We start from the raw sequence: 24,443 nt of genomic DNA on the forward strand, positions 1-24,443 counted from the left end.
ACCCGTCCCTGCTCCTTCGCTACAGCAGCGCCACGGCCGTGTCGACAGCTCCGGCCACATCGCCGTCGACCGGATAGAGCAACGACCGCCCTACCACCAGCCCCTGGACGGTGGGGAGTCGGAGCGCCCTGCGCCATTTCTCGTACGCACCCTCCTGGTCGCCGCCCACCTCGCCGCCCAGCAGCACGGCAGGCAGCGTCGATGTCTCCATCACGCGCGCCATGTCGTCGGGGTTCTCGGTGACGGGGACCTTGAGCCAGGTGTACGCGGAGGTGCCGGCCAGCCCCGAGGCGATGGCGATCGACGTGGTCACCGCCGCCGCACCGAGGTCGTTGCGGACCTTGCCGTCGACACGGCGGCAGAGGAACGGCTCGACGAAGACCGGCAGCCGGTGCGCGGCCATGGCGTCGATCGCCCGGGCGGTGGCATGCATCGTGTCGAGGGAACCGGGGTCGTCGTAGTCGATACGCAGCAGCAGCTTGCCCGCGTCGAAGCCGAGCCGGGCGAGGTCGTCGGGGCGGTGGCCGGTGAAGCGGTCGTCGAGTTCGAAGGAGGCGCCCGCGAGTCCGCCGCGGTTCATCGAGCCGACGACGACCTTGTTCTCCAACGCGCCGAGAAGCAGCAGGTCGTCGAGGATGTCGGCGGTGGCGAGGACGCCGTCGACGCCGGGGCGGGAGAGGGCGAGGCAGAGCCGCTCCAGGAGCTCGAACCGGTTGGCCATGGCCAGTTCGTGTCCGCCGACGGCGAAGGAGCCGCGGGCCGGATGGTCCGCCGCGATGATCATCAGGCGGCCGCTGTCACCGACGAGGGGCCGCCGTCGGCGCCGGGCGGCGGCCTCGGCGACGGCCTCGGGGTGGCGCACGCGCAGCCGGACGAGGTCGGAGACGCAGGAGGCGGCGGGCGTCATGGGCCCGCTCCGGGTTCACCTGCGGTGACGGCGCCCCGTACGAGGGCCTCCTCCACCTCGTACGGGAACGGCATGGCCGGCGAACAGGCGAGCCGGGACGCGACGATGGCACCGGCGGCGTTGGCGTACCGCATCACGCGCTCCGTCTCCCAGCCGGCGAGCAGCCCGTGGCAGAGCGCACCGCCGAACGCGTCTCCGGCGCCGAGACCGTTCACGACCTCGACGGGCAGGGGCGGGACGTCGGCGACGGTGCCGTCGCGGTGGACGGCGAGGACGCCCTTGGGGCCCTGCTTGACGACGGCGAGTTCGGCCCCGGCGGCGAGCAGGGCGCGGGCGGCCGCGTACGGCTCGCGCTCTCCCGTGGCGATCTCGCACTCGTCGAGATTGCCGACGGCAACGGTGGCGTGCGCGAGGGCCTCGCGGTAGCGGGCGGAGGCGGTGGGGTGGACGGGGTGGTCCGCACCGAGGCGCCCGGGGTCGTCGGCCCAGAACATCGGACGCCAGTCCAGGTCGAAGACCGTGAGGGGGCCGGGGCCGGGTCCCTGCTCACTGCGGGACCGCTCCTGGGCCTCGCTCCGGGCGCGCAGCGCCGCCAGCGTCGCCGTGCGGCTCGGTTCCGCGCACAGGCCGGTGCCCGTCATCCAGAAGACCCGGGCCGCGCGGATCGCGTCGAGGTCGAGTTCCGCTTCATGGATCTCCAGATCGGGCGCCTTGGGCTGCCGGTAGAAGTAGAGCGGGAAGTCGTCCGGCGGGAAGATCTCGCAGAAGGTCACCGGCGTCGGGTACGCGTCCACGGGTGTCACCCACCGGTCGTCCACCCCGAACTCCCGCAGCTGCTGGTGGAGATAGTCCCCGAACGCGTCCCGGCCGGTGCGCGTCACCACCGCCGTCCGCCTGCCGAGCCGGGCCGCCGCGACGGCCACATTGGCCGGTGAGCCGCCGAGAAACTTTCCGAATGTGTCGACCTGAGCCAGCGGCAGACCGGTCTGAAGCGGGTAGAGATCGACCCCGATCCGCCCCATGGTGATCACGTCGTACATCTCAGGCATACGCATCCCTTCGACCGGCGACCGGAGCGGCTGCCCCCAGGTCTAGCCCTCTCTCCGGAACGCTGTCAACATTTTGTCCGGACATAAGGACGAAGCCTTGACACCCGTCTCCCGAGGCCGGGAGTGTGGGCGATATGACCTCTTCAGCATCTGCTCCGGCCCGCATCCGTATCGGCTCGGCACCTGACTCCTGGGGGGTCTGGTTTCCCGACGATCCACAGCAGGTGCCGTGGCAGCGCTTCCTCGACGAGGTCTCCGGGGCCGGTTACGAGTGGATCGAACTGGGCCCCTACGGCTATCTCCCGACCGACCCGGCCCGTCTCGCGGACGAAACCCGACGCCGCGGTCTCACCGTGTCCGCGGGCACCGTTTTTACCGGATTGCACCACGGACCGGACGTCTGGGACCGGACCTGGGCGCATGTCGCCGACATCGCGGCGCTCACCCGGGCGATGGGCGCGGAGCATCTGGTGGTCATCCCGTCGTTCTGGCGCGACGACAAGACCGGCGAGGTCCTGGAGGACCGCACGCTCACCGCGGAGCAGTGGCGCGACCTCACCGCCCAGACGGAGCGGCTGGGCCGCGAGGTGCAGGACCGGTACGGGCTGCGGATCGTCGTCCACCCTCATGCCGATACCCATATCGACAGCGAGGAGAACGTCAGCCGGTTCCTCGACGCCACGGACCCCGACCTGGTCTCGCTCTGTCTCGACACCGGTCACTACGCCTACTGCGGCGGGGACAGCGTCAAGCTGATCGAGACCTACGGCGAGCGGATCGGCTATCTGCACCTCAAGCAGGTCGACCCGGAGATCCTGGCCCAAGTCGTGGCGGACGAGGTGCCGTTCGGGCCCGCCGTGGCGCGCGGTGTGATGTGCGAGCCGCCGAACGGCGTACCCGCCCTGGGGCCCGTGCTCGACGCCGCTCGCCGGCTCGACGCCGATCTGTTCGCGATCGTCGAACAGGACATGTATCCGTGCCCGCCCGACAAGCCCCTCCCGATCGCCCGCCGCACCCGTGACTTCCTCCGCTCCTGCGGCACCCCGGTGCCGGCCCCCGACACGCCGAACCGTCCGGGGAAGTGACGCGAGGGCGGTATGCGGTGTTGTTCTCGGCGAGAAGAGGGTGCGGCCCCACCGCACCCCTCGACCGGACAAGGAGCAACTCACCGTGGCACGAAAAGCGTTCCCCACCCCCAGGTCTGCCGGAGCCCCGGCCCTGGCCGCACTCGCCCTGGCCGCCGCCCTCATCGCCGCCCCGGCCGCCTCGGCCGCCGACCACGAACCGGCACCGCCGCTCGCACCGCCGGGCGCCGGCGCGGTCTGCGCGTTCTACTTCGGCAACGAGCCCACCCTCTACGGCGAGCAGGGCGACCGGGTCTCCGAGGTGCAGTGCCTGCTGGCCAACCGCCGCTATCTGCCGTGGAGCGAGGTCAACGGCACCTTCGGACCGACGACCCTCGCGGCCGTTCAGCGCTTCCAGGCGGACCACCCACCGCTCATTCCGAGCGGCCTGGTCGGCCCGCGGACCTGGTCGGCGCTCTGGAACGCATAGCCGATTTTGGCCCCAATGCGCGCGTTCTGTCACAGAGATCACCCCCTCGTCACACATATCTCCGTTACGCGGGTCTTCCGTCACAGGCGCTCGACAGCCCCTCTCCGCCGCTCACTCCGCGTCGTTCACCGGGCACAGGCTGAGTGATCGTCGGCGTGCGCACCGCACCCCCGACGGCCCCCCGGCTGCCGCTGCGGTGCAGAGAGGTGTCACCTATGACGGACAGAAGGCTCTGGTCCTACAAGGACATTGCAGCGCACATCCGGGTGCAGCCGGACACCGTCCGCTCGTACCGCAAACACGGTCTGCTTCCCGCGCCGGACCATGTGGAGGGCGGTAAGCCCTACTGGTACGCGGACACCGTCCGCGCCTGGGTCGCTTCACGCCCGGGTAACCGGGGCCGCAGGGACTGACGCCTCCTTCTTCGCCACCCCCTTTCCGTTCCGGCCCCGTCCGGCGATCGGCCTCTGCATACCGCCGGCGCCGTACGGGGCCTCGGCCTTCGCCGGACCCGGGCGGGCGGGGCTACTTCGCCGGTTCGATGATCGTCACTCCCGCGCCGGGGGTCGTTCCCATCGCGGCGAGCGCCGCCGGGGCCGCGTCCAGCGCGATGGTGGAGGTCACCAGCAGGTCCGGGCGCAGGGTGTCGGCCCGCACCATGTCCATCATCGGCGGGTAGTCGTGCGCGGCCATTCCGTGGCTGCCGAGAATCTCCAGCTCCAGGCCTGTCACCCGCGCCATGGGGACGACGGGGTCGCCGGCCGCCGTGGGCAGCAGGCCCACCTGCACATGGCGGCCCTGCCACCGCAGGCTCCGGACCGAGGCGGCGCAGGTGACCGGAGAGCCCAGCGCGTCGAGCGACAGATGGGCTCCGCCACCCGTCAGTTCGCGCACCGCGTCGCCCGCGCCGCCCAGATGGGCGGACGCGTTTTGACGTCGGCCTGTCCCAGCGCCACGTACTGGGCGAACGAACCGTTCCTGGGCAGTGAGCAGGAGTGAGTCCTGACTCACTGGCACGCCCCGAACGGATTCCGCCGGTTGGCCGATAACCCTCGACCGAAAGCGCGCCCCGCCTCGCATTTATACCCCCTAGGGGTATAAAGTGTGAGTGTTGGGGCGCACCATCAATCCCGGGGGGCCCTGGCGTCACACCGAGACGTAGGCGTCGAAGAGGAGAACACCATGACCGCCGAGATCCAGCTCACCCAGGCCACCGGTTCCTGCTGCTCGCCGAGCGGCTCCTGCCACGACGATGCGGACGCCCGGGCCACGATGGGCGGGGTCACGGCCGTCTACCACGTGACCGGCATGACCTGCGGGCACTGCGAAGGCGCCGTCTCCGAGGAGATCTCCGGTATCGAGGGCGTCACTTCGGTGAAGGCCGTGGCCGCCACCGGCCAGGTGACCGTGGTCTCCGCGGCGCCGCTGACCGAGGACGCCGTGCGCGCCGCGGTCGACGAGGCGGGTTACGAGCTCGTCGGCCAGGCCTGAATACCGTCCGGCCCACCTGGACACAGCTGCGCAGACCCGCGTACCCCGCATCATTCGCACCACCCGCACCACTCTTCTCCGCCGGGCCGGACCGACCAGCAGATACTGGTAGGCACGGCCCGGTCGGCATTTCAGGAGTTCGGACATGTACAGCGCAACAGAGGCCGAGGCCCCGGCAGCCGCGAGTTCGGCGGCCGAGCTCGTGATCGGCGGGATGACCTGCGCCTCGTGCGCGGCCCGCGTCGAGAAGAAGCTCAACCGGATGGACGGCGTCACCGCCACCGTCAACTACGCGACCGAGAAGGCTCGCGTCGAGTTCGGTGCCGGAACCCGGCTCGACGACGTGATCGCCACGGTCGAGCGGACCGGCTACACGGCGCAGCCGGTGCAGCGGCCCGCGCCGACGCCGCCCACCTCGCTCGCCCCGTCCGTACCGCCGCCCGCGACCGAGCCCACGACTCCGGCCGGCGTCACGAGCCCCACCGAAGCCGCAGACACCGACGACGCCGTGAACGCCGGACCCCTCGCACGCCCCACAGACGCCGCGGACGCTGCGGACACCGGCGCCGCCGGCACCCTCGCCGCCCTGCGTCAGCGCCTCATCGTCTCGGCCGTCCTCGCCGCCCCCGTCGTCCTGCTGGCCATGGTCCCCGCCTTCCAGTTCGACAACTGGCAGTGGCTCTCCCTCACCCTCGCCGCCCCCGTGGTCGTCTGGGGCGGCCTGCCCTTCCACCGCGCCACCTGGACCAACCTCCGGCACGGCGCGGCCACCATGGACACCCTGGTCTCGATCGGCACTCTCGCCGCCTTCGGCTGGTCGCTCTGGGCGCTGTTCTTGGGTGACGCCGGCATGACCGGTATGCGGCACGGCTTCGACTTCACCGTCTCGCGCGCCGAGGGCTCCTCCACCATCTATCTGGAGGTCGCCGCCGGGGTCATCACCTTCATCCTGCTGGGCCGCTATCTGGAGGCGAAGTCCAAGCGGAAGGCCGGTTCCGCCCTCCGCGCGCTGATGCATCTCGGCGTCAAGGACGTCTCCGTCCTCCGGGGCGGCACGGAGGTGCGCGTCCCTGTCGGCCGGCTGACCGTCGGCGACCGTTTCGTCGTCCGTCCCGGCGAGAAGATCGCCACCGACGGCGCCGTCACCGAGGGCGCCTCGGCCGTGGACGCGTCCATGCTCACCGGCGAGTCCGTCCCGGTCGATGTGAAGGCCGGCGACACCGTCACCGGCGCCACCGTCAATGTCTCGGGCCGCCTCGTCGTACGGGCCACCCGGGTCGGCGCCGACACCCAGCTGTCCCGGATGGCCAGGCTGGTCGAGGACGCCCAGAGCGGGAAGGCCGAGGTGCAGCGCCTCGCCGACCGGATCTCGGCGGTCTTCGTCCCGGTCGTCCTGCTGATCGCGCTGGTCACCCTGGTCGTCTGGCTGCTTCTCACGAACGACGTGACGGCCTCGTTCACCGCCGCCGTCGCCGTACTGATCATCGCCTGCCCGTGCGCCCTCGGCCTCGCCACCCCCACCGCCCTCATGGTCGGCACGGGGCGCGGCGCGCAGCTCGGCATCCTGATCAAGGGCCCGGAAGTCCTGGAGACCACGCGCCGTATCGACACGATCGTCCTCGACAAGACCGGTACGGTCACCACCGGCCGGATGACCCTCCAGGACGTCCACGTGGCGGCCGAGGCGGCGGACGAGCTGCAGCTGCTTCGGCTGGCAGGTGCCCTGGAGCACGCCTCAGAGCACCCCATCGCCCAGGCCGTGGCCGCCGGCGCCCGCGAGCGGACCGCGGCCGTCCTTCCCGCCGTCCAGGACTTCACCAACGTCCCGGGGCTCGGGGTACGCGGCACCGTCGACGGCCATCAGGTACTCGTCGGACGCCCGCAGCTGCTCACCGATGCCGGAATCGGCGTCCCCGAGGCGCTGTCCGCCGCCCTCGCGGACGCGGCGGCCCAGGGTCGTACAGCCATCGCCGTCGCCTGGGACGGTGAGGCGCGCGGCGTCCTCGGGGTCGCAGACGCGATCAAGGACTCCAGTGCGGCAGCAGTGGCCGACCTGCGCGCGCTCGGCCTGCGGCCGGTGCTGCTGACCGGTGACAACCGGGCCGTGGCGGACGCCGTGGCCCGCGCCGTCTCCATCGACGAGGTCTACGCCGAGGTGCTGCCCGAGGACAAGGTGAATGTCATCGAGCGGCTGCGGGCCGAGGGGCGCTCGGTCGCGATGGTCGGCGACGGCGTAAACGACGCAGCCGCCCTCGCCACGGCGGATCTCGGTCTGGCGATGGGTACCGGCACGGACGCCGCGATCGAGGCGAGCGACCTCACCCTCGTTCGTGGAGATCTGAAGGTGGCTGCCGATGCCATCCGACTCTCGCGGCGCACGCTGGCCACCATCAGGGGCAACCTCTTCTGGGCCTTCGGCTACAACGTGGCTGCCCTGCCCCTTGCGGCATTTGGCCTGCTCAACCCTATGATTGCCGGAGCGGCGATGGCGTTCTCATCGGTCTTCGTCGTGACGAACAGCCTGCGACTGCGTACCTTCACATGATTTCCACAAAGAGATTTAGATCACATCGGTTTTGGGGTAACCATTCAGCGGGTTCGCAAGTCTTAGAGTGCGATGCCAAGGATGTCTTGGGGGACGTCCGATGAAGTGTCTTGGGGGACGCTTCAGGCAAGCGTTGGCCGGGGCACGTGCACCGGGGAGCTTTGAGCGGCCCTCCCGTGCGTACGTACCCCGGCGGACCGCCGTGAGGTACAGAGCGGTACAACGCAGTGGTACGAGGAACACCCAGGAGCTTCGGCTCCCACAGATGCCCGGCCGGATCCCGTGGGGGGAATCCGCTCCGGGATATGGGAAGCGCCTCGCTGTCGACCCGTGGGGGGATCGATGGCGGGGCGCTTCTCGCGTTCCATGCGGATGCTCACCGAACGAGACCGGGACCGGACCCCGTTCCTGTCCCGGGCAAGCAAATCGCCCCGGACACCGCGCTCTGTGCGAAAGCGCGGTACGCGGGGCGAAGGCAACCGGCCACCGGGGCCGGGGTGGTGCTGGGGGTGCTACGAAGCTCAGCGACCCTCGACCGGGACGAAGTCGCGCAGGACCTCGCCGGTGTAGATCTGGCGCGGGCGGCCGATGCGCGAACCCGGCTCCTTGATCATCTCGTGCCACTGGGCGATCCAGCCGGGGAGCCGGCCGAGCGCGAAGAGCACGGTGAACATCTCGGTCGGGAAGCCCATGGCCCGGTAGATCAGACCGGTGTAGAAGTCCACGTTGGGGTAGAGGTTGCGCGAGACGAAGTACTCGTCGGAGAGCGCGTGCTCCTCCAGCTTGAGCGCGATGTCGAGCAGCTCGTCGGACTTGCCGAGCGCGGACAGCACGTCGTGGGCCGCGGCCTTGATGATCTTGGCGCGCGGGTCGAAGGACTTGTAGACGCGGTGGCCGAAGCCCATCAGCCGGACGCCGTCCTCCTTGTTCTTCACCTTGCGGATGAAGGAGTCGACATCGCCACCGTTGGCCTGGATGCCCTCGAGCATCTCCAGCACCGACTGGTTGGCGCCACCGTGCAGCGGGCCCCACAGCGCGGAGATACCGGCAGAGATCGAGGCGAACATGTTCGCCTGCGAGGAGCCGACCAGACGCACGGTGGAGGTCGAACAGTTCTGCTCGTGGTCCGCGTGCAGGATGAGCAGCTTGTCGAGCGCGGAGACGACGACCGGGTCCGGCTCGTACTCCTGGGCGGGGACCGAGAAGGTCATGCGCAGGAAGTTCTCGACGTACCCGAGGTCGTTGCGCGGGTAGACGAAGGGGTGCCCGATCGACTTCTTGTACGCGTACGCGGCGATCGTCGGCAGCTTGGCCAGCAGACGGATCGTCGAGAGGTGGCGCTGCTCCTCGTCGAACGGGTTGTGGCTGTCCTGGTAGAACGTGGACAGTGCGCTGACGACCGAGGACAGCATGGCCATCGGGTGGGCGTCGCGCGGGAAGCCGTCGAAGAACCGCTTGACGTCCTCGTGCAGCAGCGTGTGCTGGGTGATCTCGTTCTTGAAGGCCGACAGCTCGTCGACCTTGGGAAGCTCGCCGTTGATGAGCGTGTACGCGACCTCGAGGAACGTCGAGCGCTCGGCGAGCTGCTCGATGGGGTAGCCGCGGTACCGCAGGATGCCCTGCTCACCGTCGAGGTAGGTGATGGCGGATTTATACGCGGCGGTGTTGCCGTATCCGCTGTCCAGCGTCACCAGGCCGGTATGTGCCCGGAGCTTCCCGATGTCGAAGCCCTTGTCGCCGACGGTGCTGTCGATCACCGGGTAGGTGTACTCGTCATCGCCGTACCGCAGTACTACAGAGTTGTCGCTCACGTCATCCCTCACCGACGTAGTGCCTCTTCTTCGAGGTTCCCTGACTGTCTCCACCCTCCCCCATTTGGCTCAGGAGAGTGCACTCGGGGTCGTCCATTGGACCTACTCGCGGCACTGAGTGCCGCGAACTTACTCATCCTGCCCCCTCGACTCGGGTTCCGGAAGGCCTCCGTGATGTTTCCCACCGATTTGATCGATCATTTTTTTCGGGGATCCTCCGCCAGACTCTCCGCGCAGCCGGTAATCCAGCGCCGTACAGCGCCTGCCTGCGGAAACTGTCCGGACCGCCTGCCCGATCGCCTGCCGTGAGCCGACCAGCACGACGAGCTTCTTGGCTCTCGTCACGGCCGTGTACAGCAGGTTTCGCTGGAGCATCATCCAGGCGCTCTTGGTGACGGGGACGACGACGGCCGGGTATTCGCTGCCCTGGGAACGGTGGATCGTCATGGCGTACGCGTGGGCCAGCTCGTCCAGCTCGTCGAAGTCGTACGGGATCTCCTCGTCCTCGTCCGTGAGGACCGTCAGTTTCTGCTCGTCCAGGTCGAGCGAAGTGACGACGCCGACCGTGCCGTTGAAGACGCCGCTCTCCCCCTTGTCATAGTTGTTTCTGATTTGGGTCACCTTGTCGCCGACGCGGAAGACCCGGCCGCCGAACCGCTTCTCGGGCAGGTCGGGGCGGCCCGGGGTGATGACCTGTTGCAGCAGGCCGTTGAGGTGGCCGGCACCGGCCGGGCCGCGGTGCATGGGGGCGAGGACCTGCACGTCACGCCTGGGGTCGAGGCCGAATCTGGCCGGGATACGGCGGGCCGCGACGTCCACCGCGAGCACACCCGCCTCCTCCGTCTCGTCCTCGACGAAGAGGAAGAAGTCATCGAGGCCCTGAGTGAGGGGCGGCACTCCGGAGTTGATCCGGTGCGCGTTGGTGACGACGCCGGACTTCTGCGCCTGGCGGAAGATCGTCGTCAGCCGGACCGCCGGGACGGGTCCGCCCTCGGCGAGCAGATCGCGCAGCACCTCCCCCGCGCCGACCGACGGCAGCTGGTCGACGTCCCCGACCAGCAGCAGATGGGCACCGGGTGCCACGGCCTTCAGGAGCTTGTTGGCCAGCAGCAGATCGAGCATCGACGCCTCGTCGACGACGACCAGATCGGCGTCCAGCGGACGGTCCCGGTCGTATGCCGCGTCCCCGCCCGGTTTGAGCTCCAGCAGCCGGTGCACGGTGGACGCCTCGGCGCCGGTCAGCTCCGACAGCCGCTTCGCCGCCCGCCCGGTGGGCGCGGCCAGAACGACCTTTGCGCGCTTGGCACGGGCCAGCTCGACGATGGAGCGAACGGTGAACGACTTCCCGCAGCCGGGTCCGCCGGTCAGCACGGCAACCTTCCGGCTGAGCGCGAGCCGGACGGCGGATTCCTGCTCGGGGGCGAGCGTCGCCCCTGTGCGGCCCGCGAGCCACGTCAGCGCCTTGCCCCAGTCGACGTCCTGGAAGGCCGGCATCCGGTCCTCGGGCGTCCGCAGCAGCCGCTGCACCTGGGCGGCGAGGGCGACTTCGGCGCGGTGGAACGGCACGAGGTAGATGGCGGTGACCGGCTCGCCGCCCTCGGGCGACGGCACCTTCTCCCGTACGACACCCTCCGGATCCTCGGCCAGTTCGGCGAGGCACTCGATGACCAGTCCCGTATCGACCTGGAGCAGCTTGACCGCGTCGGCGATCAGCCGCTCCTCCGGGAGGAAGCAGTGGCCCTGGTCGGTGGACTGCGACAGCGCGTACTGCAGACCGGCCTTGACCCGCTCCGGGCTGTCGTGCGGGATGCCGACCGCCTGCGCGATCTTGTCCGCGGTGAGAAAGCCGATGCCCCAGACGTCGGCAGCCAGCCGGTAGGGCTGGTTCTTCACGACGGAGATCGACGCGTCCTCGTATTTCTTGTAGATGCGGACAGCGATGGAGGTGGAGACGCCCACCCCCTGGAGGAAGACCATCACTTCCTTGATCGCCTTCTGTTCCTCCCAGGCCGCGGCGATCATCTTCGTCCGCTTCGGACCGAGCCCCGGGACCTCGACCAGCCGCTTCGGCTGCTGCTCGATGATGTCGAGCGTGTCGACGCCGAAGTGGGTGGTGATCCGGTCGGCCATGACCGGGCCGATGCCCTTGATCAGACCGGAGCCCAGATAGCGGCGGATGCCCTGGATGGTGGCGGGCAGCACGGTCGTGTAGTTCTCCACGGTGAACTGCTTGCCGTACTGGGAGTGCGAGCCCCAGCGCCCCTCCATCCGCAGGGACTCCCCCACCTGGGCACCGAGCAGCGAGCCGACGACCGTCAGCAGATCACCCGCGCCGCGACCCGTGTCGACGCGGGCGACCGTGTACCCGTTCTCCTCGTTGGCGTAGGTGATCCGCTCCAGGACCCCTTCGAGGACGGCCATGTTGGACATGAACCGACGGTATCGGGCACCGCTGACACTCCACACGCGCAGTCACCGACTTCTGACGGCGGAACCGCGGACGAGGCGGCGGGACGGTGCCCGCCGATCGACTCGTCGAGCACGCCGGCCGGCAGATCAAAGGTGCGGCGCAGAACGTGAGCATCGCGCTTTGAATAGCCGTCCGCGTTTTCATTGCACCGCTCTCCTCATTCATTGCGCGGGGCGGATAGAAGGCTTTTATTTGCGTGGCGCAAGGAAATATATCCGTGTCCAGTTTTGCCCGATTTGCGACTTCTGTCGTGTGACGTGGGCGATATGGCGTGCGTCACTATGATACGACTTAGTAGAGCAAAGAACCTGTTCTATCGCCCGTTTGCGGCGATTTCGGACACTGTTGCTCCCTATCTGTACGTAACCCGGTAGTAAAGAGGGGCATTGACCGAATGTTGAACCCGTTTAACAATTCTTGGCATCCCCACGGGAAGAGGTAATTTCCGATGAAGATCTCGGCGATGTCCAAGAAATTTGCTCACACGACTCAGGCCAAGAAGATCTCGCTCGGCATGGTCGCCGCCGGAGTCGCGGTCGTCGCCGGTTCTCTCGTAGGCGTTCCGGCTGCCTCGGCCGCTGCCCCCGCCCAGGCCGGCGGCAGCGTCAGCACCTGGATCAACCAGTCGCTGGAGATCATGCACGCCAAGGGCATCCCGGGCTCCTACAACGGCATCTACCGCAACCTGATGCGCGAGTCCTCGGGCAACCCCAACGCCATCAACAACTGGGACTCCAACGCCGCCAAGGGCATCCCGTCCAAGGGGCTGCTCCAGGTCATCGACCCGACCTTCAAGGCGTACCACGTCCCCGGGACCTCGTGGAACATCTACGATCCGGTCGCCAACATCACCGCCGCCTGCAACTACGCGGCCCACCGCTACGGCTCGATCGACAACGTCAACTCGGCCTACTGATCTGCTTGCACCGAAGCCGATCTCGACGGCCACCGGCCCTGTCCCGGCCGGCTGCAAGAGGCGTACGGGACAGGCCCGGTAAGGCGAAATGGGGCCCGGTCGAAGACCGGGCCCCTCTCGCTTTCCCCCACCCTCATCAGGGCTTCCCGATCCCCCCGGATCCCTCCCCGGAAGCGCCCGACGCAAGATACGACCCGGCAGGCCGCCAAAGGGTTGTACGCCTTTGCGATCTCTTTGCCCGGCCGCCCCGCACCCGCTCTCAGCAGGCGTGCTCGGCGTACCGGGCCGCCACCTCCGCGAGGACTTCGGCGCCGTCCCGCGCCCACAGGTCCTCGTTGAAGATCTCCACCTCGATCGGCCCGGTGAAGCCGGTGGCCCCGACCATCTCGCGGAACGCGCGGAAGTCGATGCTTCCGTCGCCGAGTTGGCCCCGTCCGACCAGCACACCCGCGGGGAGCGGGGTGATCCAGTCCGCCAGCTGGAACGAGTGGATGCGCCCGCCCGCACCGGCGCGGGCGATCTGTGCGGCCACCTGGTCGTCCCACCAGATGTGGTACGTGTCGACGACCACCCCGACCTGCTCCGCCGGGAAGCGCTCGGCGATGTCCAGGGCCTGGGACAGGGTGGAGACGACACAGCGGTCCGAGGCGAACATCGGGTGCAGCGGTTCGATCGCGAGGCGGACGCCGCGCTCCTGCGCGTACGGGCCCAGCTCGGCGAGCGCTTCCGCGATACGTTCGCGGGCACCGTGGAGGTCACGGCTGCCGGCCGGGAGGCCGCCGGAGACCAGGACCAGGGTGTCGGTGGACAGGGCTGCCGCCTCGTCGATCGCGGCACGGTTGTCGTCCAGGGCGCGGGCCCGTTCGGCCGGGTCGAGTGCGGTGAAGAAGCCACCCCGGCACAGGCTGGTGACGGTCAGGCCCGCGTCCTTCAGAAGCCGCGCGGTGCGCTCGACCCCGTACTCCTGGACAGGGGCCCGCCACAGGCCGACCTTGTCGATGCCCTCCTCGACACAGCCCTCGGCCAGCTCGGGCAGCGACCACTGCTTGATGGTCTCCTGGTTGATGCTCAGACGCGACAAGTCCGTCACCGGACACCTCCGTTGACCGTGAGCAGGGCGCGCATCCTGGATTCGGCCAGCTCCGGGTCGGGAAACAGCCCCAGCCGGTCGGCGAGTTCGTACGCCTTCGCCAGGTGCGGCAGCGAGCGGGCGGACTGGAGACCGCCGACCATCGTGAAGTGGTCCTGGTGGCCGGCCAGCCAGGCGAGGAGGACCACGCCCGTCTTGTAGAAGCGGGTGGGCGCCCGGAAGAGGTGCCGGGACAACTCGACTGTGGGGTCGAGAAGTTCACGGAACCCCTTGACGTCCCCGGTGTCCAGGACGCGTACCGCGTGGGCGGCCAGCGGACCGAGCGGGTCGAAGATGCCGAGCAGCGCGTGGCTGAAGCCACGGTCGTCGCCCGCGATCAGCTCGGGGTAGTTGAAGTCGTCGCCGGTGTAGCAGCGCACCCCACTGGGCAGACGACGGCGTACGTCGATCTCGCGCTCGGCATCGAGGAGCGAGATCTTGATGCCGTCGACCTTGTCCGGGTGTTCGGCGATGACCTTCAGGAACGTGCCGGTGGCGGCGTCGAGGTCCGGCGAACCCCAGTATCCCTCCAGCGCCGGATCGAACATCGGGCCGAGCCAGTGCAGGACGACCGGTTCCGAGGCCTGGCGGAGCAGGTGTGCGTACGTTTCCAGGTAGTCCTCGGGGCCGTTCGCCGCGGCGGCGAGGGCGCGGGACGCCATCAGGATGGCCTGGGCGCCGCTCTCCTCGACGAGGGCGAGCTGTTCCTCGTACGCGGCCTTCACCTCGGCGAGCGTGGCCGGGCCGGCGGGGAGCTGGTCGGTGCCGACGCCGCAGGCGATCCGGCCGCCGACCGCCTTCGCCTCGGCGGCGGAGCGGCGGATCAGCTCGGCGGCGCCCGCCCAGTCCAGACCCATGCCGCGCTGGGCGGTGTCCATGGCTTCGGCGACGCCGAGGCCGTGCGACCAGAGGTGGCGGCGGAAGGCGAGGGTGGCGTCCCAGTCGACGGCCGCGGGGCCGTCGGGGCTGACGTCGGCGTACGGGTCCGCGACGACATGGGCGGCGGAGAAGACCGTACGGGAGGCGAGCGGTGACCCGCCCGGGGCGAGGTCGAGCGGGGTGGTGCGGGGTTCGTACGGGCCCTGCGGGAGGTGGATCGTCACAGCGTCAGCTCCGGTACGTCGAGACGCCGGCCCTCGGCGGAGGACTTGAGCCCGAGCTCGGCGAGCTGCACGCCGCGGGCGCCGGCCATCAGGTCCCAGGTGTAGGGCTCGTCGAGCACGATGTGGCGCAGGAAGAGCTCCCACTGGGCCTTGAAGCCGTTGTCGAAGACGGCGTTGTCGGGGACTTCCTGCCACTGGTCGCGGAACGGCTCGGTGACCGGGAGGTCGGGGTTCCAGACCGGCTTGGGGGTGGCCGAGCGGTGCTGGACGCGGCAGTTGCGCAGACCGGCGACGGCGGAGCCATGGGTTCCGTCGACCTGGAACTCGACGAGCTCGTCGCGGTTGACGCGCACGGCCCAGGAGGAGTTGATCTGGGCGACGGCGCCGCCCGCCAGCTGGAAGATGCCGTAGGCAGCGTCGTCCGCGGTGGCGGCGTACGGCTTCCCCTGCTCGTCCCAGCGCTGCGGGATGTGCGTCTGGACGTGCGCCTGGACGGTCGTGACCTGACCGAACAGCTCGTGGAGCACGTACTCCCAGTGCGGGAACATGTCGACGACGATGCCGCCGCCGTCCTCCGCGCGGTAGTTCCAGGACGGGCGCTGGGCCTCCTGCCAGTCGCCCTCGAAGACCCAGTAGCCGAACTCACCGCGTACGGAGAGGATCTCGCCGAAGAAGCCGCCGTCGATGAGGCGCTTCAGCTTCAGCAGGCCCGGCAGGAAGATCTTGTCCTGGACGACGCCGTGCTTTATCCCGGCGTCACGGGCGAGGCGGGCCAGCTCCAGGGCGCCCTCGACGTCCGTGGCGGTGGGCTTCTCGGTGTAGACGTGCTTGCCCGCGGCGATGGCCGTCTTGATCGCTTCGACGCGGGCCGAGGTGACCTGGGCGTCGAAGTAGATGTCGATCGACTCGTCCGCGAGGACCGCGTCGAGGTCGGTCGACCACTCGGTCAGACCGTGCCGGTCGGCGAGTTCCTCCAGCGCGTGGGCGCGGCGGCCGACGAGGACGGGTTCGGGCCACAGCACCTCGCCGTCACCGAGGTCGAGGCCTCCCTGCTCACGGATCGCGAGGATCGAGCGCACCAGGTGCTGCCGGTATCCCATGCGACCCGTGACGCCGTTCATGGCGATGCGCACTGTCCTGCGTGTCACGAAGTTCCCTCCATACGGCCGCAGCAAGCGCTTTCTATGCGGTATGACGCTAGCCTGCCGACAGCGGCCCGGACAAGAGGGCCCGGTCCAAAACCCTCGGAGGAAGCGATGACAGTCACCCTGGCGGATGTGGCGGCTCGCGCCCGGGTGTCGCCCGCCACCGTGTCCCGCGTGCTCAACGGCAACTACCCGGTCGCGGCGTCCACCCGGGAGCGGGTACTGCGCGCGGTGGACGACCTGGACTACGTGCTGAACGGCCCGGCCAGCTCGCTCGCCGCCGCCACGTCCGACCTGGTCGGCATCCTGGTCAACGACATCGCCGACCCGTTCTTCGGAATCATGGCCGGGGCGGCGCAGACCGAGATCGGCGGGCCGGGCGACGGCTCCGGGCGGGCCGGGGGCGAGAAGCTCGCCGTCATCTGCAACACCGGCGGCTCCCCCGAACGCGAACTCACCTACCTCACCCTGCTCCAGCGCCAGCGCGCCGCAGCCGTCATCCTCACCGGCGGCGCCGTGGAGGACCCGGCGCACCAGGCTGCGATGAACGCGAAGCTGGCGAAACTCGCGGACGCGGGGACCCGGGTGGTGCTGTGCGGGCGGCCCCCGCTGCCGGAGGGCGAGGCGATCGTGGCGGCGCTCGCCTTCGACAACCGTGGTGGCGGCCGGCGCCTCACCGAGCATCTGCTCTCGCTCGGCCACCGGCGGATCGGCTATGTCGCGGGCCCCCTGGAGCGGACGACGACCCGCCACCGGCTGGAAGGTCACCGCGAGGCGATGCAGAATGCCGGGCTGCACGGCGACGAGGAACGCCTCACCGTGCACGGCCCGTACGACCGCCGGTCCGGTTACGACGCGACGCTCGAACTCCTGCGCCGCGAACCGGAGGTGACGGCGATCGTCGCCGCCAACGACACGGTGGCCCTGGGCGCGAGCGCAGCGATCCGGGACCGCGGCTTCCGCATCCCCGCGGACATCTCCGTGGCCGGCTTCGACGACCTGCCGTTCTCGGTGGACGCGGTCCCGGCCCTGACGACCGTGCGCCTGCCTCTGTTCGAGGCGGGCGCACGGGCGGGCCGGCTGGCGATGGGCAAGGAGACACCGCCACCGGGGGGCATCGCGACCATCGCGGCGGAGCTGATGGTCCGGGGGTCGACGGCGCCGCCGCGGAAGTGACCCGGCCGGGTTCCGCCGCCGGGTCGGGGGTACGGGTACTGCGTGCCGTGGGCCGATGATGTGCGGGCCGCTGTCCGGCCCGTACGGCGCAGGGGCACGTACCGACGGAAGGACAACGCACGTGAAGCTCGCTTTCTCGACCCTCGGAGTGCCGGGGATGCCGATCGCCGACGTCATCCGGCTTGCCGTCGAACACGGCTATCAGGGGGTGGAGCTGCGTGCCCACCCCGAGGAGCCGGTGCACCCGGGGCTCTCCCCGGCCGAACGCGCCGATGTGGCCGATGAGTTCAAGCGGGGCGGCGTCGAGATCCTGACCGTCGCCGGGTACGTCCGGGTCGCCGCCGAGGGGGACGACCAGCCGGTGCTGGACGAGCTCGCCGGCCTGGTGGAGCTGGCCCGGGATCTCGGCGCGTCGCATGTCCGGGTCTTCCCCGGCGGTGGCGCGCTGGACCCGGACACGGCCGACGCGAACGCCGTCCGCCGACTGGGCGCCGCCGCTCCGTACGCCGGCGATCTGGGTGTACGGATCCTCCTGGAGACCCACGACTCGCACCGGGCCGGTGCCGCCGTGGCCCGTGTCGTGGGGACGGTAGGGCACCGGCAGATCGGTGCGCTGTGGGACATCATGCACACCTGGCTGGCCGGCGAGGAGCCGGCCGCGAGCCATGCGGTGCTCGCCCCGCACCTGGGATACGTACAGGTGAAGGACATCGCGTCGGCGGACGATGTCACTCCGCTGCCCCTCGGCGCCGGGGTGCTGCCGCTCGGGGCGTGCCTGGACACCCTGGACCCGGACACCTGGGTCTGCTGGGAGTACGAAAAGCGCTGGCACCCGGACGCGGCCGACCTGCCCGGGCTGCTGAGCGCGGGACGCGACCATCTGCTGCGGTTGGGCGCGCCGAAGCAGTAGGCGCCCGGGTTCAGCCACGCGTCGGCTGCGGTTCCGCGGTCCCCGTCGTCGCGGGACGCGGCCGGCGCGTCCCCGCCAGCGATGTCAGCGCCACCCCGCCCACCAGCAGCGCCGCCGCGCACCACCGCAGCGGGCTCACCGACTCGTCGAGCAGCAGCACCGCCGACGACATCCCGAAGACCGGCACGAGCAGGGTGAACGGCGCCACGGACGACGCCGGGTAGTGACGCAGCAGGAAGCCCCACGCCCCGAAACCGAAGACCGTCGTGATCCAGGCGACGTACACGATGATGCCGACGCCGCTCCAGTCCAGCGCGGCGAGCGCGTCGGCGTCGCGGTCCCAGCCTTCGAAGAGGAGGGAGAGGGCGAGCAGCGGCAGTACGGGCACGGTCGAGACCCAGACCATGAAGTTGAGGGCGTCCGGCGGGGCGGCCTTGCGGGTCAGGACGTTGGACACGCCCCAGCAGGCCGCCGCCGCGATCACCAGGACGAAGGCGAGCACGGGGCCGCTCGCCCCCTCGTCGACCGCCGCCACCCCGATGCCCGCGAGCGCCACCGCCATCCCCAGCACCCTGACCCTGCCCGGCCGTTCGCCGAGCACCAGCGCCGCGAACAGGGCCGTGAAGACCGCCTGGACCTGAAGCACCAGGGAGGAGAGCCCGGCGGGCATCCCCCGGTCCATGCCGATGAAGAGCAGTCCGAACTTCGCCACTCCGAGGACGAGTCCGACGCCCACGATCCACTTCCAGGCGACCTTGGGGCGTCCGACGAAGAACACCGCGGGCAGGGCGGCGACCAGAAAGCGCAGGGCGGAGAAGAGCAGCGGCGGGAAGTGACCGAGGCCGACCTCGATGACGACGAAATTGACACCCCAGACTGCAGCCACCAGGGCGGCCAGGGCTATGTGGAGGGGACGCATGGACCGAGGATCACCTGCCCCGACCATGTAGCACCAGCGCGGAATTCTTCATGGTGGAATTGAGCATCGCTAATGAATCGGCAAGGTCCGGGAGGTTCCGGTGCTCGATCTGTCCCGACTGCGCGCCCTGCACGCCATCTCCGTCCACGGCTCCGTAGCGGGCGCCGCGGCAGCTCTCGGCTACACCCCGTCCGCGGTCTCCCAGCAGATCACCAAGCTGGAGCGGGAGACCCGCACCACACTGCTGGAACGGCGCGGTCGCGGTGTCGCGCTCACCGAGGAGGCGCTCCATCTCGCCGCCACCGCACAGCAGTTGCTGGCCATCGTGGAGCGTGCCGAGACGACGCTGGAGGAGCGCCGGGGGCTGCCCACCGGACGGCTGTCGATCGGCGCCTTCGCCTCTGCGGCGCGCGGTCTGCTGCCCGGTGTGCTCACCGAGCTGGAGCGGGACCACCCGGCCCTGGACGCCCGGCTGACCGAGGTCGATCCGCATCTGTCCGTCGATCTGGTGGCCAAGGGCGTGATCGACCTGGCGGTGGTGCACGACTGGGACATCGCCCCGCTGCCCGCCCCGGAGAGTGTGGCGCAGGCGGTGATCGGCGACGACCGGTGCGATCTGCTGGTGCCCGAGGGCCACCGGCTCGCCGGGCGGGACGCGGTGCGGCGCGAGGAGTTGGCGAAGGAGCGGTGGATCTGCCAGCCGCCGGGGACGGTTTGCCACGACTGGCTCGTTCGGACGCTGCGGGCGGCGGGTTACGAGCCGGACATCCGGCACCAGGCGGAGGAGAACCACACCCAGTTGGCGCTGCTCGCCGCCGGCCTCGGCGTCGCGATGATCCCGCGGCTGGGGCGCGGGCCGCTGCCGGCCGGGGTGGTGGCGGTGCGGCTCGATCCCGTGCCGGTGCGGAGGCTGTACGCGCTGTGGCGGACGGAGGCGGCCCGGCGGCCGGCGATCACGGCGGCGGTGACGGCGCTTCAGGGGCAGGGAGCGAGGGCGGGGCTGGTGTAGGGGGCGGGCCTGTGCAGGGGTGCGGGCGGGGTAACGGGGCGCGCGGGCTGCGAGCGCTTGTCCACGGTCTCCGGACGGGCCCAGTTTGGGCCGCGCTCTTGACCGGAAGTTACTTTCTGGATATCCGTGACCATTGGAAGTTACTTTCACCACCCCCTCGTCACCGAGAACGGCCGAAGGAGCTCACGTGCACCACCGCACCTCCAGACGCACCCTCCTCACCGCCACCGCCGCGACGGTCGCAGCGGCCGCGACCGGCGCGGTCTCCGCCCCCGGAGCCGCCGCCGCCTCCGCTTCCTCCTCCGCCTCCACCACCAAGCGCCTCAAGCAGCTCATCTCCCGGATGAGCCTGGAGGAGAAGGTCGGCCAGCTCTTCGTGATGCGGGTGTACGGGCACTCCGCCACCGAGCCCGACCAGGCCGACATCGACGCCAACCTGGCCGAGATCGGGGTCCGTACCGCCGCCGAGATGATCGCCAAGTACCACGTCGGCGGCATCATCTACTTCGCCTGGGCGCACAACACCCGCGACCCGCACCAGATCGCCGATCTCTCCAACGGCATCCAGCGCGCCGGTCTCGCCGGTCCCACTCCCCTGCCGCTTCTCATCTCCACCGACCAGGAGCACGGCATCGTCTGCCGCGTCGGCGAGCCCGCCACGCTGATGCCGGGCGCGATGGCGCTGGGTGCGGGCGGTTCGCCCTCCGACGCCCGCCGGGCCGGGCAGATCGCGGGCGCCGAGCTGGCCGCGATCGGCATCAACCAGAACTACGCCCCGGACGCCGATGTCAACGTCAACCCGGCCAACCCGGTCATCGGCGTACGTTCCTTCGGCGCGGATCCGCAGGCCGTGGCCGCGATGGTCGCCGCCCAGGTGAAGGGGTATCAGAGCGCCGGGATCGCATCGACGGCCAAGCACTTCCCCGGCCACGGCGACACGAACACCGACAGCCACACCGGCCTGCCGTACATCCACCACACCCGCGAGCAGTGGGCCGAGCTGGACTCCCCGCCCTTCCGGGCCGCGATCGCCGCCGGCATCGACGCGATCATGACCGCGCACATCGTCGTCCCCGCTCTCGACCCGGCCGAGGACCCGGCCACGCTGTCCCGGCCGATCCTCACCGGCATCCTGCGCGAGGAGCTGGGCTACGACGGTGTCGTGGTCACGGACTCGCTCGGCATGGAGGGCGTGCGGACGAAGTACGGCGACGAGCGCGTGCCCGTCCTCGCCCTGCAGGCGGGCGTGGACCAGCTGCTGAACCCGCCGCGCCTGGACGTCTCCTGGAACGCGCTCCTCGCGGCCGTGAAGAGCAGCGAGATCAGCGAGGCCCGGATCGAGGAATCAATCCTGCGCATTCTGCGGCTGAAGACGAAGCTGGGGCTGTTCGACGACCCGTTCGTCACCCACCGGGGCGTGGACCGTGCTGTCGGCACCCAGTCGCACCTCGCCGCCGCCGACCGGATCGCCGAGCACACCACCACCCTGCTCGCCAACGACGGTGCGGTGCTGCCGCTGTCCCGCCGCTCCCACAAGAACCTTCTGGTGGTCGGCGCCGATCCGGCCTCCCCGTCCGGCACCACCGGGCCGCCGACCATCACCCTCGCCACCGCCTTCGGCGAACTGGGTTACGCGGCGACCGCGCTGTCCACCGGCACCGCACCCACCCAGGCGAAGATCGCCGAGGCAGTGGCGGCCGCACAGGGCAAGGACGCGGTGATCGTGGGGACGTACAACGTCTCGGCCACCAGCTCGCAGCGCACCCTGGTCAGCGCCCTCGTGGCGACGGGAATCCCGGTGATCACGCTCGCGATCCGCAACCCGTACGACATCGCCCAGCTGCCCGCCCACGCGGCGAGCCTGGCCGCCTACTCGTGGACGGACGTCGAACTGCGGGCGGCCGCCCGGGTGATCGCAGGCCGCGCCGAACCGGAGGGCAAACTGCCGGTCCCGGTGCAGCGGGCGGGCGACCCGACGCAGGTGCTCTACCCGGTCGGCTACGGCCTGACGTACTGACCGGAGGGGCTGCGCGCGCGTGCCGGGTCCGAACCGCACGGTTCGGACCCGGCACGCATCACACCGTGCCGGCCTCTTACGGCCGGAGCGCGGGGCCCTGCCTGCGCTCGCTCGTCACGTCCTTCTTGTCGAGACGCGCGTCGTACGAAGCGAGCGGCTTCGCCTTCGCCGGGTCCGACTGCACGGCGGCCGGGGCGACGCCCGCCCAACGCAGAATGGCCGCGGTGGCGTTCGCCTTCTCGTCGGCAGCGAGACCGGCCACATTGGAGCCGTGGTTGCCGCCCGCCACCGTGTAGACGTAGCTGTCACGGGCGCCCGCACCGAGACGGAAGCGCTCCGCGCCCCACGGGTCGTTCTCCCCGTACACGTACAGCATGTGGTGGGCGTGGTGCTTCACCCAGCTGTCGACGTCGCGCATCACCGACGGCTGGAACTTCATCGGGATGGAGCGCGGCACGAAATTGCGCGGCGGCTGGTACCCGTACCGGCTGAGGTTGCCGAGCCACGGCTGCTCGATGTCCGGCGAGCCGAGCTGCGTGCCCGCCTGGTAGTAGTACGGCGTGTACGTGTTCAGGCCCTGGTCCACGTAGGCGGAGAAGCCGGAGATACCGTCGATCGAGTCCCAGATCGCCTGGTCCGGGGCGGTCTTGGCGTCCGCCGGGATGGAATCGCAGTCGGCGAGCAGGCTGTACTGCCAGAACGCCCAGACGTAGTCCATGACAACGGCTTCGTACGCCTTGTCGAGCGAGCCGACGGTGTTGAAGGTGTAGCCCTTCTCGTCGGCGTACTCCTTGTACTTCTTCTCCAGCGGCTCGCGGCGGATCAGCGCCTCGCGCTGCACACCGTTCAGCCGGTCGCGGCACTCCTTGGTGCCGACGTTCCGGAAGAACCGGTCGTACGCCGAGTCCTCCTTGTTGACCACGTCGTTCGGCGCGACGTACGCGACGACGCCGTCCATGTCCTCGGGATAGAAGCGCTCGAAGTACGTGGCGGTCATGCCGCCCTTCGAACCACCGGTGGTCAGCCAGTTCTTGGAGTAGATCTGCTTCAGCGCGGTGAAGACGCGGTGCTGGTCGCTGGCGGCCTGCCAGATGTCGAGCTTCGTCCAGTCGGCGGGTGCCGGGCGGGACGGGGTGAAGAAGCGGTACTCCAGCGAGACCTGGTTGCCGTCGATGATCCGGGTCGGCTCGGAGCGGCTCGGGTTCGTGGAGACGTTGTAGCCGCTGGTGTAGAAGACCGTCGGGCGGGACGTGTCCTTGTGCAGCAGGGTGATCCGCTACTGGAACGTGCCCTTCGACGGGTGCCGGTGGTCGATCGGCTGGGTGTAGTTGAGGACGAAGTAGCGGTAGCCCTCGTACGGCTTCTCCTCGATCAGACTCATGCCCGGGATGGCCAGGATGCGGTCCTTGATGTCCGTGCTCGTACCGCTGTCACTGCCCGCAGCGGCCTGAGCGGACTCCAACGCGGCCGGTTCAGCGGCGGTGGCCGCACCGACCGAGGCACCCGTCGCACTCACCGTGCCCATGAGCACCGCCAGCGACAGGAAACCTCTGAGCGCCTTGCGCATACACCCTCCCCTTGATTCACAACATTCGTCGTGAACCTAGCGGGGGCAACACCCGGCCCGCCAGACCCTGTTGTCTCCGTGTCAGGCAGGCGGCGTCAGCAGAGGATCCAGCCCGTGGAACCCGAAGTCCCGGAGACCGAACCCGTGGCCCGTATGCACCGGTGCAGCGCGTGCACCGTCACCGGGCCCGCCTGCGTGGTGTATCTGCCGCTGTCGACGACGGGCCGGGCGCCGCGTGCCTGCAGCTGGACGGACATCTGGCGGCGCTTGCCCGGCTTCTTGGCGACGGTGACCGCACAGGCATAGGCTCGGCTCTTGTAGACGCGCAGCTCACCGGTCGCGAACTTCACCGTCTTCGCGGGCCGTCCGCCGCAGGCCGACACGGCGTCGGCGCTGCTCGCTCCGGGACCGCTCAGCACCAGACCGACGGCGCCCACCAGCGCCAGGACGAGCAGTTGCACCAGCGCCTGCCGACCCCCGCCGCTGCTTCCCCTTGCGGCCCTACTGGTTCCTCTGGCCCCCAGCAGACCCATCACCCCAGCCACCCCGCCCACCCCGCCCACCCCACCCACTCCATCGAGCCCATCGAACACTCTCACCCCTACGCGCCACATACGCGTACATGCGTACGACGCGAGAGGCCATCCGGAGGTTGCACCCGGCGCGCTACGCATCCGAAGCAACCGAACCACCACACCATGTGTCCAACGGGACAGAGTCATACA

At 69.9% G+C, this 24,443-nt stretch carries 19 protein-coding genes and 2 pseudogenes; 10 read left to right on the forward strand and 11 right to left on the reverse strand.

The genetic code is table 11. The annotated features are described in order from the left end of the window. Positions 1-19: 19 nt before the first annotated feature. Both ABZV38_RS12445 and iolC read right to left on the reverse strand, forming a co-directional pair. Positions 20-907, reverse strand: a complete 888-nt coding sequence (locus ABZV38_RS12445) for a deoxyribose-phosphate aldolase (protein WP_356326748.1) — start codon at positions 905-907, stop codon at positions 20-22. After that, positions 904-1,956, reverse strand: a complete 1,053-nt coding sequence (gene iolC, locus ABZV38_RS12450; RefSeq protein ID WP_356326749.1) for a 5-dehydro-2-deoxygluconokinase — start codon at positions 1,954-1,956, stop codon at positions 904-906. The genes ABZV38_RS12445 and iolC overlap by 4 nt, the downstream gene beginning before the upstream one ends. Positions 1,957-2,090: 134 nt before the next feature. On the opposite strand from iolC, the gene ABZV38_RS12455 reads away from it, so the two are divergent. The 3 genes from ABZV38_RS12455 (at position 2,091) to ABZV38_RS12465 (ending at position 3,923) form a co-directional block, all read left to right on the forward strand. Next, complete coding sequence (locus ABZV38_RS12455; protein WP_356326750.1) at positions 2,091-3,041, forward strand: sugar phosphate isomerase/epimerase; 951 nt, start codon at positions 2,091-2,093, stop codon at positions 3,039-3,041. Positions 3,042-3,126: 85 nt separating this feature from the next. Then, entirely contained in the window at positions 3,127-3,510 is a 384-nt protein-coding gene (locus tag ABZV38_RS12460) for a peptidoglycan-binding protein (RefSeq protein WP_356326751.1), read from the forward strand. A gap of 215 nt (positions 3,511-3,725) precedes the next feature. Then, positions 3,726-3,923, forward strand: a complete 198-nt coding sequence (locus ABZV38_RS12465; RefSeq protein WP_030935124.1) for a MarR family transcriptional regulator — start codon at positions 3,726-3,728, stop codon at positions 3,921-3,923. Between the two features lie 112 nt (positions 3,924-4,035). On the opposite strand, the pseudogene ABZV38_RS12470 reads toward ABZV38_RS12465, so the two are convergent. Beyond that, positions 4,036-4,407, reverse strand: a pseudogene (locus ABZV38_RS12470) (zinc-binding dehydrogenase); the annotation flags it as partial. Positions 4,408-4,692: 285 nt separating this feature from the next. Between ABZV38_RS12470 and ABZV38_RS12475 the strand changes: the two are divergent. Continuing rightward, positions 4,693-5,001: a heavy-metal-associated domain-containing protein gene (locus tag ABZV38_RS12475; protein ID WP_356326752.1), complete on the forward strand. Its 309-nt coding sequence runs from the start codon at positions 4,693-4,695 to the stop codon at positions 4,999-5,001. Positions 5,002-5,146: 145 nt separating this feature from the next. Then, the gene (locus tag ABZV38_RS12480; RefSeq protein WP_356326754.1) at positions 5,147-7,546 is read left to right on the forward strand and encodes a heavy metal translocating P-type ATPase; all 2,400 of its coding nucleotides are present in this window, start codon (positions 5,147-5,149) and stop codon (positions 7,544-7,546) included. 521 nt (positions 7,547-8,067) lie between these two features. On the opposite strand, the gene ABZV38_RS12485 is transcribed toward ABZV38_RS12480, so the two are convergent. Both ABZV38_RS12485 and ABZV38_RS12490 read right to left on the reverse strand, forming a co-directional pair. After that, positions 8,068-9,357, reverse strand: a complete 1,290-nt coding sequence (locus ABZV38_RS12485; protein WP_356326755.1) for a citrate synthase — start codon at positions 9,355-9,357, stop codon at positions 8,068-8,070. Between the two features lie 129 nt (positions 9,358-9,486). After that, on the reverse strand, positions 9,487-11,787 hold the full coding sequence (locus ABZV38_RS12490; RefSeq protein WP_356326756.1) for an ATP-dependent RecD-like DNA helicase: 2,301 nt from the start codon (positions 11,785-11,787) through the stop codon (positions 9,487-9,489). A 503-nt stretch (positions 11,788-12,290) separates the two neighbouring features. Here ABZV38_RS12490 and ABZV38_RS12495 point away from each other — a divergent pair. Next, positions 12,291-12,743 carry a transglycosylase SLT domain-containing protein gene (locus tag ABZV38_RS12495; protein WP_356326757.1) on the forward strand — a complete coding sequence of 151 codons (453 nt, stop codon included), beginning with the start codon at positions 12,291-12,293 and terminating at the stop codon, positions 12,741-12,743. Positions 12,744-13,002: 259 nt separating this feature from the next. On the opposite strand, the gene ABZV38_RS12500 is transcribed toward ABZV38_RS12495, so the two are convergent. Genes ABZV38_RS12500 through ABZV38_RS12510 form a run of 3 tightly spaced genes read right to left on the reverse strand, consistent with a single transcriptional unit; the run spans position 13,003 to position 16,123 of the window. Next, the gene (locus ABZV38_RS12500; protein WP_356326758.1) at positions 13,003-13,833 is read right to left on the reverse strand and encodes a sugar phosphate isomerase/epimerase family protein; all 831 of its coding nucleotides are present in this window, start codon (positions 13,831-13,833) and stop codon (positions 13,003-13,005) included. After that, positions 13,830-14,975, reverse strand: coding sequence for a dihydrodipicolinate synthase family protein (locus ABZV38_RS12505; RefSeq protein WP_356326759.1), 1,146 nt, complete (start codon positions 14,973-14,975; stop codon positions 13,830-13,832). Before ABZV38_RS12505 ends, ABZV38_RS12500 begins: the two co-directional genes overlap by 4 nt. Next, on the reverse strand, positions 14,972-16,123 hold the full coding sequence (locus tag ABZV38_RS12510) for a Gfo/Idh/MocA family oxidoreductase (RefSeq protein WP_356326760.1): 1,152 nt from the start codon (positions 16,121-16,123) through the stop codon (positions 14,972-14,974). Before ABZV38_RS12510 ends, ABZV38_RS12505 begins: the two co-directional genes overlap by 4 nt. 108 nt (positions 16,124-16,231) lie before the next feature. On the opposite strand from ABZV38_RS12510, the gene ABZV38_RS12515 reads away from it, so the two are divergent. Continuing rightward, positions 16,232-17,296, forward strand: a complete 1,065-nt coding sequence (locus ABZV38_RS12515) for a LacI family DNA-binding transcriptional regulator (protein ID WP_356326761.1) — start codon at positions 16,232-16,234, stop codon at positions 17,294-17,296. A 121-nt stretch (positions 17,297-17,417) separates the two neighbouring features. Beyond that, positions 17,418-18,206, forward strand: coding sequence for a sugar phosphate isomerase/epimerase family protein (locus ABZV38_RS12520; RefSeq protein ID WP_356326762.1), 789 nt, complete (start codon positions 17,418-17,420; stop codon positions 18,204-18,206). A gap of 10 nt (positions 18,207-18,216) precedes the next feature. Here the strand turns inward: ABZV38_RS12520 and ABZV38_RS12525 are convergent, their stop codons facing one another. After that, positions 18,217-19,125, reverse strand: coding sequence for an EamA family transporter (locus tag ABZV38_RS12525; protein ID WP_356326763.1), 909 nt, complete (start codon positions 19,123-19,125; stop codon positions 18,217-18,219). A 100-nt stretch (positions 19,126-19,225) separates the two neighbouring features. Between ABZV38_RS12525 and ABZV38_RS12530 the strand changes: the two genes are divergently transcribed. Both ABZV38_RS12530 and ABZV38_RS12535 read left to right on the forward strand, forming a co-directional pair. Continuing rightward, entirely contained in the window at positions 19,226-20,134 is a 909-nt protein-coding gene (locus tag ABZV38_RS12530; protein ID WP_356326764.1) for a LysR family transcriptional regulator, read from the forward strand. A 187-nt stretch (positions 20,135-20,321) separates the two neighbouring features. Next, positions 20,322-22,151, forward strand: coding sequence for a glycoside hydrolase family 3 protein (locus ABZV38_RS12535; protein ID WP_356326766.1), 1,830 nt, complete (start codon positions 20,322-20,324; stop codon positions 22,149-22,151). Between the two features lie 76 nt (positions 22,152-22,227). Here ABZV38_RS12535 and ABZV38_RS12540 read toward each other — a convergent pair. Both ABZV38_RS12540 and ABZV38_RS12545 read right to left on the reverse strand, forming a co-directional pair. Continuing rightward, positions 22,228-23,718, reverse strand: a pseudogene (locus ABZV38_RS12540) (S28 family serine protease). 95 nt (positions 23,719-23,813) lie between these two features. After that, positions 23,814-24,251, reverse strand: coding sequence for a hypothetical protein (locus ABZV38_RS12545; protein ID WP_356326827.1), 438 nt, complete (start codon positions 24,249-24,251; stop codon positions 23,814-23,816). Positions 24,252-24,443 lie beyond the last annotated feature (192 nt).

Source organism: Streptomyces sp. NPDC005181 (assembly GCF_040608395.1).
GTDB lineage: Bacteria > Actinomycetota > Actinomycetes > Streptomycetales > Streptomycetaceae > Streptomyces.

Bases quoted from the DNA above. Each gene is read 5' to 3' on its own strand.
- ABZV38_RS12525 (WP_356326763.1), bottom strand. From the start codon at position 19,125: ATGCGTCCCCTCCACATAGCCCTGGCCGCCCTGGTGGCTGCAGTCTGG.
- ABZV38_RS12515 (WP_356326761.1), top strand. From the start codon at position 16,232: ATGACAGTCACCCTGGCGGATGTGGCGGCTCGCGCCCGGGTGTCGCCC.
- ABZV38_RS12445 (WP_356326748.1), bottom strand. From the start codon at position 907: ATGACGCCCGCCGCCTCCTGCGTCTCCGACCTCGTCCGGCTGCGCGTG.
- ABZV38_RS12475 (WP_356326752.1), top strand. From the start codon at position 4,693: ATGACCGCCGAGATCCAGCTCACCCAGGCCACCGGTTCCTGCTGCTCG.
- ABZV38_RS12495 (WP_356326757.1), top strand. From the start codon at position 12,291: ATGTCCAAGAAATTTGCTCACACGACTCAGGCCAAGAAGATCTCGCTC.
- iolC (WP_356326749.1), bottom strand. From the start codon at position 1,956: ATGCCTGAGATGTACGACGTGATCACCATGGGGCGGATCGGGGTCGAT.
- ABZV38_RS12545 (WP_356326827.1), bottom strand. From the start codon at position 24,251: ATGGGTCTGCTGGGGGCCAGAGGAACCAGTAGGGCCGCAAGGGGAAGC.
- ABZV38_RS12455 (WP_356326750.1), top strand. From the start codon at position 2,091: ATGACCTCTTCAGCATCTGCTCCGGCCCGCATCCGTATCGGCTCGGCA.
- ABZV38_RS12490 (WP_356326756.1), bottom strand. From the start codon at position 11,787: ATGTCCAACATGGCCGTCCTCGAAGGGGTCCTGGAGCGGATCACCTAC.
- ABZV38_RS12465 (WP_030935124.1), top strand. From the start codon at position 3,726: ATGACGGACAGAAGGCTCTGGTCCTACAAGGACATTGCAGCGCACATC.
- ABZV38_RS12480 (WP_356326754.1), top strand. From the start codon at position 5,147: ATGTACAGCGCAACAGAGGCCGAGGCCCCGGCAGCCGCGAGTTCGGCG.